At 28.4% G+C, this 15,978-nt stretch carries 16 protein-coding genes; all 16 read right to left on the bottom strand.

What is annotated here, in order from left to right:
* Positions 1-106: 106 nt before the first annotated feature.
* Complete coding sequence (locus BN1711_RS03460) at positions 107-1,546, bottom strand: ribonuclease E/G (RefSeq protein ID WP_050606792.1); 1,440 nt, start codon at positions 1,544-1,546, stop codon at positions 107-109.
* A 29-nt stretch (positions 1,547-1,575) separates the two neighbouring features.
* Positions 1,576-2,289 (bottom strand): TIGR03936 family radical SAM-associated protein, encoded by a 714-nt coding sequence (locus BN1711_RS03455; protein WP_050606791.1) that lies wholly within the window; start codon positions 2,287-2,289, stop codon positions 1,576-1,578.
* The gene (locus BN1711_RS03450) at positions 2,267-4,111 is read right to left on the bottom strand and encodes a TIGR03960 family B12-binding radical SAM protein (protein ID WP_050606790.1); all 1,845 of its coding nucleotides are present in this window, start codon (positions 4,109-4,111) and stop codon (positions 2,267-2,269) included. The genes BN1711_RS03455 and BN1711_RS03450 overlap by 23 nt, the downstream gene beginning before the upstream one ends.
* A gap of 83 nt (positions 4,112-4,194) precedes the next feature.
* Positions 4,195-5,064, bottom strand: coding sequence for a M50 family metallopeptidase (locus BN1711_RS03445; RefSeq protein ID WP_050606789.1), 870 nt, complete (start codon positions 5,062-5,064; stop codon positions 4,195-4,197).
* Between the two features lie 71 nt (positions 5,065-5,135).
* Entirely contained in the window at positions 5,136-5,921 is a 786-nt protein-coding gene (locus BN1711_RS03440; RefSeq protein WP_050606788.1) for a M23 family metallopeptidase, read from the bottom strand.
* 179 nt (positions 5,922-6,100) lie between these two features.
* Positions 6,101-7,219, bottom strand: a complete 1,119-nt coding sequence (rodA, locus tag BN1711_RS03435; protein WP_050606787.1) for a rod shape-determining protein RodA — start codon at positions 7,217-7,219, stop codon at positions 6,101-6,103.
* A 95-nt stretch (positions 7,220-7,314) separates the two neighbouring features.
* Positions 7,315-7,584, bottom strand: coding sequence for a cell division topological specificity factor MinE (minE, locus tag BN1711_RS03430; RefSeq protein WP_050606786.1), 270 nt, complete (start codon positions 7,582-7,584; stop codon positions 7,315-7,317).
* Between the two features lie 10 nt (positions 7,585-7,594).
* Complete coding sequence (gene minD / locus BN1711_RS03425) at positions 7,595-8,392, bottom strand: septum site-determining protein MinD (protein WP_050606785.1); 798 nt, start codon at positions 8,390-8,392, stop codon at positions 7,595-7,597.
* A gap of 18 nt (positions 8,393-8,410) precedes the next feature.
* Complete coding sequence (gene minC, locus BN1711_RS03420; protein WP_050606784.1) at positions 8,411-9,043, bottom strand: septum site-determining protein MinC; 633 nt, start codon at positions 9,041-9,043, stop codon at positions 8,411-8,413.
* Positions 9,044-9,190: 147 nt separating this feature from the next.
* Positions 9,191-11,956, bottom strand: a complete 2,766-nt coding sequence (locus BN1711_RS03415; protein WP_050606783.1) for a penicillin-binding transpeptidase domain-containing protein — start codon at positions 11,954-11,956, stop codon at positions 9,191-9,193.
* A gap of 19 nt (positions 11,957-11,975) precedes the next feature.
* The gene (mreD, locus tag BN1711_RS03410) at positions 11,976-12,467 is read right to left on the bottom strand and encodes a rod shape-determining protein MreD (RefSeq protein ID WP_050606782.1); all 492 of its coding nucleotides are present in this window, start codon (positions 12,465-12,467) and stop codon (positions 11,976-11,978) included.
* Positions 12,468-12,477: 10 nt separating this feature from the next.
* A complete protein-coding gene (gene mreC / locus BN1711_RS03405; protein WP_050606781.1) occupies positions 12,478-13,326 on the bottom strand; it encodes a rod shape-determining protein MreC in 849 nt (282 codons plus the stop codon).
* A gap of 8 nt (positions 13,327-13,334) precedes the next feature.
* Positions 13,335-14,345, bottom strand: a complete 1,011-nt coding sequence (locus BN1711_RS03400) for a rod shape-determining protein (protein WP_050606780.1) — start codon at positions 14,343-14,345, stop codon at positions 13,335-13,337.
* A 23-nt stretch (positions 14,346-14,368) separates the two neighbouring features.
* Positions 14,369-15,055 carry a RadC family protein gene (gene radC / locus BN1711_RS03395; protein WP_050606779.1) on the bottom strand — a complete coding sequence of 229 codons (687 nt, stop codon included), beginning with the start codon at positions 15,053-15,055 and terminating at the stop codon, positions 14,369-14,371.
* A 16-nt stretch (positions 15,056-15,071) separates the two neighbouring features.
* Entirely contained in the window at positions 15,072-15,656 is a 585-nt protein-coding gene (locus BN1711_RS03390) for a Maf-like protein (protein ID WP_050606778.1), read from the bottom strand.
* A 19-nt stretch (positions 15,657-15,675) separates the two neighbouring features.
* Positions 15,676-15,933, bottom strand: a complete 258-nt coding sequence (locus tag BN1711_RS03385) for a DUF4321 domain-containing protein (RefSeq protein WP_050606777.1) — start codon at positions 15,931-15,933, stop codon at positions 15,676-15,678.
* Between the last annotated feature and the right edge of the window lie 45 nt (positions 15,934-15,978).

The raw sequence follows: 15,978 nt of genomic DNA, 5'->3' as shown, positions 1-15,978 counted from the left end.
CCAGTCTCGCCAATTAAGGTACATGCACAAATACATGTTTAACACCTTTTCTGAGCGGTCTACAAAAGACATTCTATCATAATAGCTATATTTTGTAAAGAACTTTTTAACTTAACATAAAATCACTTAGTTCTTCTATTTGACTATTAAATACTAAGAGTTGTACTTTATAATAATCTTTATTTTCTACATATTTTAAATATAGCTTTTTATCGTTACAATTTATATCCTGTATAAATTGTTTTTTATTTTCCTCTATGTATTTTTTATATCTATCATCTATTTCTATATATATATTATCTTTCTGTCTCTTATTTTCTAATGTTATTATTTCATTTTTTATTAAAAGTTTAATATAAGAAAATTTCAACATACTACCATTTCCTCTGCAAAAATTACACGGCTCCTCTATATATTCATATATAGTCCTTCCCTGTCTTCTTCTTGCTATTTGAACTAAACTAAGCTCTGTAAATGGATAAATTACTGTTTTATTTTTATCATTTTTAAATCCATCTTGTAATTTGTTTAAAACTTTTATTTTATTCTCCTCATGTTCCATATCTATAAAATCTATTACTATTATTCCTGACAAATTTCTAAGTAATACTTGTTCACTTATCTTTTCCGCTGCTTCCATATTAGTTATAAAAGCTGTTTTATTCATAGAACCAGATTTTATATTTTTACCAGAATTAACATCAATAACATACATAGCTTCTGTTTTATCTATTACTATATATCCTCCACATTTTAAATAAACTCTATTTTTCCTTAATGAAAGTATATGCTTTTCTATACCATAATAATCTAATAAAGTTCTTTCTCCATCATACAAAGTCAATTGAGTTTTTATTTTAGAATACTTGTTTAAAAACTCCTTTATATAATTATAATCCTTCCCAGAGTTAGTATATATTTTATCCGTTTTATCATCCAATCTGTCCCTGAGTATTTTACCTATAATACCTCCATTATCTAATAAAATTCCAGCTTTCATTTTGCACTTGCTTTTTTTTATTATATCTTTATATATATTAACTATCTCTGTTATTTCAGAGTTTATTATATCCATATCTACATTTATAGAATTAGTTCTTAGCATAATTCCTATATCTTTAGGTTTAACTATATTCTTTAATATGTATTCTTTAAATTCTATATCTTTTATTTTCTTTGAAAAACTTATATCCTTATTTAAAGTTTCTATAACTGCATATCTTCCAGGAATACTTATAGCATTAGTTACTTTTGCACCTTTTTTATTTAATTCTTCCTTAACTACTTGAACTAATACATAATCTCCCTTTTTTATATGTTTATTATTAAATTTTTTATCTAAATACATATAAGCATTTTTATTAAATCCTATATCTATAAAAGCACTCTTTATAGAAGGAATTATATTCTTTACTACACCTACATATATTTCCCCTGGCTTTGGTCCTTCCATTTCTTGTTCCATATATATTTCTTCTAATTTATCTTTACTTCTTATAACTATTCTTATAACTTTCTGTTGCCTTTCTATAAATATTTCCTTCATGTAAAGGCACACTCCTTTAAAAATAAATTCTAAAAATTCTCAGCATATTTATACAACGGTACTAGCCCTCCATTATATTCGCCATAAGTTTCTTGTCTTTCAATATCTACAAAACTATTTTCTCTTACACTAGTTGTGTTTTCTTTTATAAAAGTTGCTAAAAGTTCTGCTGATAAATTTGATACACTACCACAATTTATTAGAGTTCTTATTACAATATAAGGCTTTTCTATTGAATAGTTAAAACTCTTAATCATAGGTTTTATATCTACTTCTTTACAAGTCTTTTTTGTCTTTTTCATAGTTTTTAATGTATCTTTAGAAAACATTTTTTTTATTTCACAGTCTAAATTACTTATATCATCATATTTTATCTTTATTACATACTCTGCTGCAGCAACTGCAGCCATAGATTTAAATTGTTTTGATTTCGATGCTTCTCTAAGCTTAACAGCCTTAAAATATTTAATACCAGAAGGTGATGTTTCATTTAGTTTATTTATTATTTCTTTTTCATCTGTTTCTTCTATAAAACTTACATCTAAATATTCCCCTCTAGAATACATTCCTACCGCTAATGGTTGAGCCATTGACATAATTATATGTGGATTAAATCCCTTTGAGTATTCTACTTTTAAACCACTTCTTTTAAAATTTCTTTGTAGAGTTCTTTGAAGGTCTAAATGAGATATAAACTTTATATTACCTTCTTTTGAAAATTTAATTAAATAACGCACCTTCAAAACACTTCCCTTCTAAATTGACATTTACACCACAATTCTTACATCCTCTTCTGCAATCTGGTGTAACCTCTTCTCTCTTGGCTCTTTCATTTTCTTTCATTAAAAACTCTTTAGATACTCCTACATCTACAAAATCCCATGGAAGAATTTCATCATATTCTCTTTGTCTATAAGCATAGAACTCTCCATCTACATTGCATTCTTTTAAAGCTTCTTGCCAAATATTAAAATCAAAATATTGATTCCATCCATCAAATCTTGCACCCTTTTCAAAAGCTTTAATTAAAACATCACAAATTCTTCTATCTCCTCTTGCAAAAATAGCTTCCATATAACTCACTAAAGATTCATGCCAGTTATAAGTAATTTGCTTGCTTTTTATAGATTCTCTTAAAGTTATAATCTTTTTTCTTACATCTTCCATTCTATCTTGTGGCGCCCATTGGAATGGAGTAAATGGTTTAGGTACAAATATAGATGTACTTACAGTTACCTTAAGACCCTTTTTTCTTATTTCCTTCGGAACTTCATAATATTTATCTACTACTTTTTGACCTAAATCTGCAATTCCTATAACATCATCTATTGTTTCATACGGAAGTCCTAACATAAAGTATAACTTTATAGTAGACCACCCTGCTTCAAAGGCACTTTTTACTGAATTCATCAGATTTTCTTCAGTTACGCCTTTATTTATAACATCTCTCATTCTTTGACTCCCTGCTTCTGGTGCAAAGGTAAGTCCTGTTTTTCTAACTTTTTGTATTTCTTTTATTAAATCTACTGAGAAAGAATCAATTCTAAGAGATGGTAATGTTACACCTACTTTACCTTCTTTATTTTTCTCTACCATGGAAAATACTAAATTTTGAATATCTGAATAATCGCATATACTAAGAGATGATAGAGTTATTTCATCATATCCAGTATTTTTAACCAATTCATCTGAAATTTTTAATAATGTTTCTGTTTTCTTTTCTCTAACAGGCCTATAAATCATTCCTGCTTGACAAAACCTACATCCTCTAGTACATCCCCTAAAAGTTTCTAAAACTATTCTATCATGAACTATATCTGTATATGGAACTACTAGATTGTCTGGATAAGATACATTATCTAAATTATTAACTATTACCTTTTTAACTGTTTTAGGTACATCATCATATAAAGGTTTGAATTCCTTTATTGTGTTATCTTCCTTATAAGTAACCTCATATAATGATGGTACATATACACCTCTTAAATGAGAAGCCTCTCTTAAAAATTTCTTTTTGTCCCCTTTATATTTCTTATACAAATCAAGCACTTGAAGATTTAACTGCTCGCCTTCTCCTAAAACAAATAAATCTGCTATATCATAAAGTGGTTCAGGATTATATGCACAAGGTCCACCACACATTACTATAGGTTCGTCTTGGCCTCTTTCTGATGCTCTTATAGTAACACCTGCTAAATCTAACATATTTAATATATTAGTATAACTCATTTCATATTGAAGAGTAAATCCAATAAAATCAAAATCTTTTATAGGATCTTTACTCTCTAATGCATATAATGGTATGTTTTCTTCCCTCATAAGTTTTTCCATATCTGGCCAAGGGGCAAATACTCTTTCGCAAAAGATGTCTTCTCTATTATTTAATATGTAATATAATATTTTCATTCCAAGATGAGACATTCCTACTTCATATACATCTGGAAAACAAAAAGCAAATCTTATGTCTACCTTGCTTTTATCTTTGTTGTAAGAGTTCAGTTCTCCACCTATATATCTAGCTGGTTTCTCTACCCTATATAATATATCATCGGATATTCTATTCATCCAAATTCCTCCTCATGGTTTCTCACATTATTTAATTTTAACATATAAGCATGAATGAAAACAATTAGTTATTTCATTCATGCTTATACATCTTTATTGTTAAATTCTTCATTCTCTACATCTATAAATTCTTCTAAGGTTAAATTACCATAAGACTTTAATCCTTCTACTATTTCCTCTTCATATAATATATCTATAACTTTCATATCATCATCTAATACAGTAAATACAGTATACTTACTTTTATCTATTAAAGATAATACCTGTAACAAATTTACCTTATAATATATAGAAACATCTTTATTTTCTATATACCCTTTTTTAATAAATTTATACTTTTTCTTAACTATATGGGTCATAATTATATAAGCTATCCTTTCTTTTTCTTTTAATGATGAAATTATTATAAATAAGGAGGCTATACCTAAACTAAAATTATTTATTTCTTTCATAAAAAGAAAAATGTACAAAAACATAAGAAGTATTCCTATAATTATACTTATATTCATAGTTATTCTATTAGCTTCTCTATAAAAAGTTTTAAAACATAATATATCTCTTAGAATTCTCCCGCCATCCAAAGGGAAGGCTGGTATAAAATTAAAAATACCTATTATTAAATTACTTAAATATAAACTATATAAATAATAATTATGAAATTTAAAATATAAAAAATAGAATATCATGGAGAGTAAAATATTCAATAATGGTCCTGATATAGATATTATTAAATCTTCCTTAGTAGTGGCCTCTTCCAAGCCCTCTAAATTAAGAGAAAACCCTAAAGGAAATATTTCTATATCAAAACCCTTAAAACCCAATTTTCTGGCTACCATATAATGAGTAAGTTCATGCATAAATACTACACAAAAACTTAATAATAAATTTCCCTTATATCCTATATAAAGCAAAAAAAATATATATGGAATAAAATACTTATTTATCTTTACCACACTTTACCTCTAAAAAATGCTTACAACAATTAAATTATTCAATAAAAAAACTTTTATTCTTAATACAAATATTATTTTTTAAAGTCCTTAAAATAATTTTGTGGATTTTTATTTTCTCCCATATATATTATCTCAAAATGTAGATGAGGTCCTGTAGATTTTCCTGTATTGCCACTTTCACCTATTATCTTACCTTTTTTAACTTTCCCTTGCTTTTTTACTTTAATACCATTTAAATGAGCATATTTAGTTTCTATGCCTCTTCCATGATCTATTAATATATATTTTCCTAATTCTTTGTCATATCCACAGTCCTTTACAGTTCCATTGAAACTAGCAATTACATCTGTATTTTCATCTACTCCTATATCTACACCATTATGCAGTTTTTTTTTACCACTTATAGGATCTTTCCTATATCCATAGCAAGAACTCACAGTTCCTTCAATAGGTATTTGGAATTCATCTTTTATAAAGCTATCTATGCTTTTTTCTTCTGTAATTTTATTTTTTATTTTCTCTATGTAATCTAAGGCCTCTTTTTCTAAAGATTTAAAATCTTTGTTCTTAGTCTTTTCTAATAAAGGTTTATAATTATAATTCTGGTTTACTACTTTTTTAGAGTAGTTATAAACCATTTGTGTATGTGGAGTTTTTATAGACTTTATCCCTATAACAATCAAAAACAATAAAAAAGTACCTAAAAGATCTCTTATAATTCTTCTTGTAAAATTATTTTTGTTATATCTGGAATCCCTAAAGGTATTATTATAAGAACTACCTCTCCTTGGTTGGTATCTTGAGAAATTTCTTCTTTTTAATGAATTATAATATTCTTCATACTGTGAGTTATACAATAAAGCTCCTCCTATAACATTTATATTTTTATTTATATTTATAATTTTATGGTTTTATTACTTTATAAAATTATAAAGGTTGCCTTTACATAGCATAAAACTTCTATATACTACATAAGGCAACCCTATATATACATTATTAAATGTTTTAAAAATTTTTATATTAAATAAAATCATTTTTAGAAATTAATTTTCTTTCTACGCATATTTATATTTAAAATTAGTGCTATAGCCATAAAATTCGTCAGTGTAGAACTTCCTCCATAACTCATAAAAGGAAGAGTTATACCTGTTATAGGCAATATTCCTATAGTCATACCTACATTTTGTAATATTGAAAATAAAAAGGATGACATAATACCTATTGTAACCATATTTCCAAATATATCTTTGGATTTTTGAGCAATTTTTATAAATTTATAAACCAGTATGGCGTATAAAACTATCAATATACAGGCTCCTATAAATCCCCATTCTTCTCCTACTACTGAAAATACAAAGTCTGTATGAGCTTCTGGTATAAAACCACCAGATATTTGAGTACCCTTTAAAAATCCTTTTCCCAATAGTCCTCCAGAACCTATACCTATTTTAGATTGAACCAGTTGGAGTCCTGTATTTAATTCGTCTGCTTCTGGATTAATAAAAGATGTGAGTCTATTTTTCCAATAAGTTTGCATTAAAGGTGAATTCCATATTATGGCTACTAAACCTACCAAACTTGCAAGTCCTCCTATTATAACCTTCAAATCCAACCCTGCAATAAAGAACATTCCTAATACTGCGAAAAAACATACCATAGTCATTCCCATATCAGGCTGTATCACTATTAAACACATTGGAATTACAGCATAAAATGCTAAAGTAAAAAAGTTATGTAAATTATTTATATCGCCTTCCATATCGTCTAATTTCTTTGCAAGCATTATAATTAAAGCTAGTTTTGCAAACTCTGAAGGTTGTATAGTAACTGGACCTATTTTCATCCATGAGCTTGCTCCATTAACAGTCTTTTTAAAAATAGTATCATTTAATATAAGTAAAAATACACTTATCCAATAGAATATATTGGCATAATTTTCTATATTAACATAATCAAATATAAGTATAAAATAAATTAAGGCAAGTCCTATAATCAACCACATTATTTGATATTGAAAATAATGAGTTCCACTTTTCATGTGAGTAGCACTATATATATTAAAAGCTCCAAATATCATTATAATACTACATATAATTATAATGCTAAAATCAAGCTCTTTTAACAATTTTTTATTTATAATAAACTTATCAAACATTATATCCTCCCCCTTGTAATACAAATATGATTATACCACATAAAATAAAAAAAGCTATGTAAAAATTTATACATAGCTTTAAAAATATTTGAATTTTATTTTATATTTTTCATTCTCTTTATAGGGATACTTGCAATCAGTGCAGGCGAATATCCCTGAACTTCTTCCGTACTAGTCATCTTTATATCCACATCTTGATCATCTATTTCCATATATTTAGATATAACTTTAAGTACATCTTCTTTTATAGAACCTAACACTTCTGGAGATATTGAATTCCTATCTTGTATTAAAATAAGCTTTAATCTTTCCTTAGCAAGATCCTTTGAGGAAGGTCTTGAAGAAAAAATTTTTAATAAATCCATTATACCCCTCCTATTTTAAACCAAATAATCTCTTAAAAGATTTTAAAAATCCTTGTCCAGAATTACTAAAATCCATAATAGGAACCTGTTCACCTGTAATTCTCTTTGCTATATTTCTAAAAGCTTGTCCTGCTAAAGCTTTATTATCTAAAACTATAGGTTCCCCTTTATTAGTTGATACTGTAATATTTCTATCATCTGGAACTACCCCTATAAGTTTTATAGCCAAACTATCTATTATGTCTTGAATATCTAACATATCTCCTTTTTGTGTCATTTCGTAATTTAATCTATTAACTATTAATTCATGATTTTCAATACCCTTTGCATCTAATTTTCCAACTACTCTATCTGCATCTCTTACTGAAGTAACCTCCGGATTTACTACTACCAACGCTCTATCCGCACCAACTATAGAACTTTCGAAGCCTCTTTCTATTCCTGCTGGGCAATCTATAATGACATAATCAAATTCTTTTTTTAATTCACCAACTACATTTAACATATCCTCTACTTTTACATCTTCTTTATCCCTAGTTTGAGCTGTTGGCAATAAATATAAGTTACTTAATCTTTTATCCTTAATTAAAGCTTGTTTCAATCTACATCTTTCCTCTATAGCGTCAATAAGAGTAAAAACTATTCTATTTTCAAGTCCCATAAGTACATCAAGATTTCTAAGTCCTGTATCTCCATCTACTATAACTACTTTATTTCCCATTGATGCAAGGGCTGTTCCTATATTTGCTGAAGTCGTAGTTTTTCCTACTCCACCTTTACCAGATGTAACAACAATTGTTTCTCCCATTCTTTCGCCTCCCATTTTTTATATGAATTTATTAGGTACATAAGGTTCCACAATTATGATATCGCCTTTTACTTTAGCTACTTCTGGATATTGAGGTTTAATACTATCCTCTGGGGATCTCGTCATAATATTAGCTATTCGCAGTATAGAAGGTTGCATATAAAAAGCTGCCACCATAGCTTTGGTATTTCCTGTAAACCCTGCATGTACATATCCTCTAAGGGTACCTAAAACTATTACATTTCCTCCAGCATACACTTCTGCACCCGAATTAACGTCTCCTATAATCACAATATTGCCATTATAATTGATAACTTGCCCACTTCTTATAGTTCGCCTTAAAAATTTAGTTCTTCCCTCATATATTCCATTAAAAACCTTGCTACCTTTTTCTTCTTTATCTTCAAATATACAATCTTTTATTAAAAATTCATCAAATAAGACATCTTTTAATCTTCTTAAGTTTCTTTCATTTATATATTTTAACTGCGTAGTTATCTTAAGAGTAGCTCCCTTATAAAATTTTCTTCCTGTAGCTAATCTTTCTATTAGTGCTTCCAACATTTCATCAAAATCTCTAAATTTATTCATATTTATTATAGCATTTAGACCCTCTTTGTTACCTTTAATTATTATATTTTTACTTAGCATGTTAAACCTCCAAAAAAGCCATTTAAAAGCACTATCTTATGTATATTTCAACACAATGTCTTTAAATCCTCCTAAAATATAAAAATATTTTTACTCTTTCTCAATGCATATAAAAATAATATGTAGACTAAAAGTCTACATATTATTTTATTGCGTTACATTAGGTTTTTTATCTTTTTCCTGTGCATCATTTCCGTTTGCATCTGAATTGTTTGTATTTTCTTTAGTTTCTTCAGTAGAGCTTTTAACTTTTTCTTCCTTGCCCTTATTAAGCTGTTCCTTAAAATAAGCCTCATACATAGATTTTGCTACAGGTGCTATAAAATTACCGTGACCACCATCAAATATAATAATAGCTACTGCGATCTGTGGTTTATCACAAGGTGCAAATCCTATATAAACACCATAAGAAGTTCTACCATAAGCATCTTGACTATTACTGAAAGTCGCTGATCCCGTTTTACCTGCTGTCTTTATTGGAAAACCTCTAAATACAGAAGCTGCTGTACCTTGTACACCTTCATTAACTCTAGCCATTCCATCTTTAACCGCTTGTACTGTAGATTGACTTATATTAGTTTTTTCCACTACTTCCGGTTGAACTTTTTCTACTAATTTTCCATCTGGATCTGTTATTTTATCCACTAAATGAAGTTTATATCTAGTACCTCCATTAGCTAAAGTAGCCATAAAATTAGCTAATTGAAGAGGAGTAAAGTTACTTATACCCTGACCAATAGCAGCATTATACATATTAGCACCTACTCCTATTTGGAAGTTCGCATCGGATATTGTTATATAATAAATAGCATCTACTATTCTGCTCATATCACTTTGAGATATATTTTTATCTTTATATTTTGGATCCTCTTTTATTAAATCTCCTAGTAATTTTGCATAATTATTCTTGTCAAACTTTTTAGTTCCCTCTTTTATAGATTCTTGAATTGCATTTTTTATTTGTTTCTTTATTGAAATTACTTTTTGAGAGTCACCTTCTCTATCATACAAATCTATAGCAGGAAATTTATTTCCTCTAGCATCTTTTCCTTCCTTTAAGCTAGACATTGTTTCCCATAAATATTGAGTAGCATACACATTCTTTAAAGAATATGTATTAAATACTTGGCCAAATCTTTCAGGTATCTCTATTCCTGTAGAAGGTTTTTCATTAGAATTTGGTGGTACTCCCAGTCCAAATTTCCAAGCATATTTTGCAAGTACATCATCACCTTGTGCTTCTCTTAATAATTTTCCTACAGTCATAAAATATGGATTACTCGATACTTCTAATGCTTTACTTAAATCTACCGCTCCATATCCACCTACAGCAAACTTTTTAACAAATTTTCTACCATCATCAAACACTCCATTATCTGATATAGTATATCCTGGAGTTATAACTCCACTTTCAAGTCCTGCTATAGCTGTCATAGCTTTAAACGTAGAGCCTGGTGGCACTACTGATAATGTAGCATAATTATAAAAAGGTTTAGGATATATATCATATAAATCTTGTCTTATAGTCTTATTATTTTTTATGCTCTTATCTAATGGAAATAATCTATCTAAGACCTGATCTAAACTTTCTCCTGGATAATAATGCGTTAATCCTTTATTAGTTATGTATTGTTTCCCAAATTCCGATAAATCTGGGTTAAAAAACTTTTTGTATAAATCAGGTGTCAGCCTACCTGGGGCTGCAAATAAATTTGGGTCAAACCCTGGCCTACTAGCTAATGCTAATATAGCTCCAGTATTTACATCTACAGCTACTGCGGCTCCTCTTGTGGCATTAGATGTATTAACGTCTCCTCTTGCTGGATTATTGCGTAAATCTTCCATTACAGAATCTAATGATTTTTCCGCTGCTTCTTGTACATCTTTATCTATAGTTAATTGTATATTTTGACCTGGATAAGGTTCCCTACTACCCAGTTCTTCAATAATTCTACCGTTTTTATTAAGTTTTACTATTCTAGCACCTTTAGAGCCTTTAAGTCTACTTTCGAATACTCCTTCAATTCCATTTATTCCTATATAATCTGAACTTGGATCATATCCCTTTTCTTTATACTTCTCATCGTTTCCGCTTATTTTAGACATATAACCTAACACTGCAGAACCTACTTCCTTATAAGGATATTCTCTTATGGGTTGAGTAGTAACATCTATACCTGGTAAATCATTTAGTTTTTGCAGAAATATAAAAGCTGTCTCTTTTTTTATATTATTAGCTACTGTCACAGGTTTATATCCTGAAAAGCTCTGCATTTTAACAGTGTCTCTAATCATCATAAATCTTCTCTGATCTTCAAGAGAATATTTAGTTGAATCTATTTCATAATCCTTAATCAGCTTTTCAAATGTATCTTCAGGAGTTATTTTAAGTATTGCATCATCTATTTTAATTTTATCTTCTTTAGTTAGTTCTTCAAGTTTTTTATCCTTAAATAACTTTTTAGCAACTACCTCCTCAAATCCCCTATCTTTTTTAAACCTTAATTCTAGCTGCCTTTTAGCTTCTGCATTATCTGCCCTAAATTCAAATCTATAAGGATTTATTTTTAATTCAAAATCATCTGTTTGTTTCTCTTTATATTGATCTAAAATACTAAATACCTTAACCATTGTATTAAAAAACATCTTTTTACTTTCTGGCGTTTCATTATATACAAGCATATAATTTTGCTTATTAGTAGCAAGTACTATCCCATTCTTATCCAATATATTACCCCTAGGTGCAGGATCTGGTATTTCTCTTATAGATCTATTATTAGCTTTTTCTTTGTATTCTTGAGAATTAATTAGTTGTAAATATACAAGCCTTGATACAATTGCAGTAAAAATAAATATCATTATTACTACAAGAGCAGTGAACCTAGTAAATTTATTATTTTTTCCTAAATTCATTAATTAAATCACCATTCCTTTAGAACTTCCAATCTTTCTCCATATATTTTGTATTACAAAAATTATATATAATCCTATACATAATTATAGCTATTACTGCACTATAAATGCTGGAATAAATTATTGTATTATAATTTATATTAACCTTTAAAATATAGTTTATAAGAACCATTAGAAGTCCTTTTACCACACTTAATATGAAACAAGTTATCACTGGTATAACTCTTTTTTTCTTTATTATATTAACACCTATCTCTGCTGCTATTAAACACAAAATCATATTTAATAAAGCATTAATACCAAATATATTATTAAAATATATATCTTGAAGTATCCCTGAAAATACTCCTATTAAAGTTCCTTCTAGCTTACCATTTATAATAGAATAACTTATAATAAATATAAATAATAAGCTTGGATAAATTCCTCTTATGGCTATAAAAGGCATAAAACTATTGTCTAATATGGTTAGTAAAATTAGAATAATCCCTAATATAAAACTTCTTTTCATATCCATCACCTTAATATTTAACTTCTATTTTATTTTTAGGTATTACTATAAATACTTCTTCTATTTTTCTTAAATCTACATAAGGTTCTATTATAGCATTTTTCATTACCTTACCTTTATCTTCTTCTACACCTGTTACTTTACCAATTCTTATGCCTTTAGGATAGAAACCTCCAAGTCCTGAAGTTAATATAACATCACCTTTTTTAACTGTTGATTCTAAAGGAAGAAAATATAGTTTTGCCAATAACTTACTAGTACTATCTTTGTAACCTTTTACTACACCGCTATTTTCCCTAGTTCTATCAATTATAGCACTAACAGCTAAATTTTCATTAGAAAGGGACTGAACTGTAGACCAAGTAGATCCTACTGAAGTAACTTGTCCTACTAATCCTTCATCAGTTATAGCAATCATACCTTTAGCTATTCCTGATTTAGATCCCTTATTTATAGTAAACTCATCTAAGTAGTTTCCACCACTTTTTCCAATTATATCACAACCTACATAGTCATATTCAGATCTTTGGTTCTTAAAGTTAACCATATTTCTTAATCTTTCATTTTCACTTTTTAAAGCCTTATACTCTATTAATTGACTTTCAAGCTCACTATTTCTCTTTTTTAAATCTTCATTTTCTTTTTTTACATCTGGAACATTCAATATAAAACCTACAAAATTTCTAATCTTTTTATTTACTTTATATAATGTACCCTGAACAGGATTTATAACAGAACCTATGCCACTTTCCACAAAAGAAACCTTGCTTCTCCCCACACTCTGCGTAATTAATATTAAAAAGGTAACTGACAGCACAATAATAGTTACTGCCAGTTTATTTTTAAAAAACTTCTTCATCTCTCTTATTATTTTTTAGCTTCTAATATTTTATCTATTGTTTCTAGTGCTTTACCTGCACCAACAGCTACACAGTCAAGAGGAGATTCTGCAATGTGGACTGGCATATGAGTTTCTTCATTTATAAGTTGATCTAAACCTCTAAGTAGTGCTCCCCCTCCTGCAAGCATAATCCCTTTGTCCATTATATCTGAAGCAAGCTCTGGTGGTGTTTTTTCTAATGTAGTTTTTATTGAATCTATTATAGATAATACTGGTTCTCTTAAAGCTTCTCTAACTTCCTTTTCAGATATAGTTATAACTTTTGGAAGTCCTGATATTAAATCTCTTCCTCTTATATCCATTGTTTTATCTTCATTTGTATCATAAGCAGAACCTAGTTCTACTTTAATATTTTCAGCAGTTCTTTCTCCTATCATAAGGCTATATTCTTTCTTTATGTAATTTATAATAGACTGATCTAATTCATCTCCTGCAACTCTTAAAGATTTGCTTGTAACTATACCTCCTAGTGATATAATAGCAACCTCTGTAGTTCCTCCACCTATATCTACAATCATACTTCCTGTTGGCTCATTTACTGGAAGTCCTGCTCCAATAGCTGCTGCCATTGGCTCCTCCATAAGTACTACTTCTCTAGCACCTGCTTGTTTTGTAGCTTCATCAATAGCTCTCTTTTCAACCTCAGTAACTCCTGATGGAAAACACACTACTATTCTCGGATTAGTGAATCCTCCCTTTGGACTTACCTTTTCTATAAACTTTTTAAGCATAATTTGTGTTACATCAAAATCTGCTATTACTCCATCTTTTAATGGTCTTATAGCTACAATGTTTCCTGGAGTTCTACCTATCATTTGTTTAGCTTCTTCTCCCACAGCAAGCACCTTATTTACATCCTTATTTATAGCTACAACAGAAGGTTCACTTAGAACAACTCCCTTGCCTTTCAAATATACTAAAGTATTTGCAGTTCCTAAATCTACTCCCATATCACGCGTAATACCAAAAAATCTCATAAAATTTTCTCCTCTCTATTAGCTTATATAGTACCCTTTTCTTTTAAACTAATATATTGATTATCACCAATAATTATATGATCTAATAAGTCTATTCCTATTAATTTACTACATTCTTTTAATCTAAGGGTTATGTTTATATCTTCTCTACTAGGTGTAACATGTCCTGAAGGATGATTATGACATATTATTATGGAAGCACTATTTTTCTTTATAGCTTCACAAAATATTTCCCTAGGATGTACTATAGAATAATTCAGAGTTCCTAAAAACACATCTTTTATAAATATAACCACATTTTTAGTATTTAACATTATGACTCTCAATTTTTCTTGTTTTAAATATCTCATATCCTCCATAACTAAGTTTACTGCATCTTTAGGTTTAGTTATTTTATATTCATTACCAGATTTATAAGCTTTAAACCTTTTAGATAGCTCTGATAAAGCAAGTATTTGAGATGCTTTAGTGATTCCTATACCCTTAATATCCATTAAATCTTGTAGTGTCTGACTTAAAAGTCCATTTAAACCTCCACTTAGTTTTAACAAATTATTTGTTAAAACTATTATGTTTTGGTTTTTTGTTCCTGTCCTTAGTATAATAGCTAAAAGTTCTGCATTAGACAAAACTTCTGCCCCATATTTTATAAGCCTTTCCTGTGGTCTTTCACCTTTAGGTAAATCCTTTATTTTGAATATACTATTCATATATTACATTCTCCTTTTAAAGATTTACCCCCACCTCCTGTAACATTTTATATAGTTTATTTAAAGGTAACCCTACAACATTATAATAACAACCAGATATATTTTCAACAAAAATCGATGCTTTGCCTTGAATTCCATAGGCACCAGCTTTATCCATAGGATCACCAGTTTTTACATATTTATATATTTCCTCATCTTTCAAAGTATCAAACTTAACTTTTGTACAAACATAATCCTTTTTTATAGTCTTAGAATCAGAATCTATAATTGCAAGTCCAGAATAAACTTCATGTACAGACCCACTCAGTCTTTTGAGCATATAATAAGCTTCTTCTTCATCTCTAGGTTTACCTAATATAGTATCATTATAATACACTAAGGTATCACATCCTATAATAACTTTATCTTTTTTATCTTGTAAATTTTCCAATACATTCAAAGCTTTTCCCTCTGCCAACTCAGTAACATAAGAAGTTACATCACCACTAAATATTATACTACTTTCATCAAAATTACTCACTATTGTATGAAAATTATTACTTATTAATTTTAAAAGTTCCTGTCTTCTCTTTGATGCAGAAGCTAATATAATCTGTTTCAATTGCTACACTTCCTTAATTTTACTTCCTATATAGTATTATTGACAATATTACTCCTATTATAGTCATAATATTTATATCAAAATTTATTCCCAAGGTTAAATTTAAAATTTTCAGATTTAATACTAGTGGAGCGGAAGTTCCTATTTTATAGGAATTTTTTAAAAAAGCTAAGGAAGCAAAGCTATTCCCTATTATTTCACCCGAAATAGTTCCCAATATAGAACCTAAAAGTATAAAAACCCCAAATAAATTTTTATTTTTTTCTGGACTTTTCATAATAACCCCACCTTAAAATTATATCTAATATAGTTTATCATTTAA

It is taken from the genome of Clostridium niameyense (assembly GCF_001243045.1).
In the GTDB taxonomy this organism is placed as follows: domain Bacteria; phylum Bacillota; class Clostridia; order Clostridiales; family Clostridiaceae; genus Clostridium_F; species Clostridium_F niameyense.
Note: the sequence above shows the minus strand (reverse complement) of the source record. Positions and strands in the feature narration are given on the sequence as shown.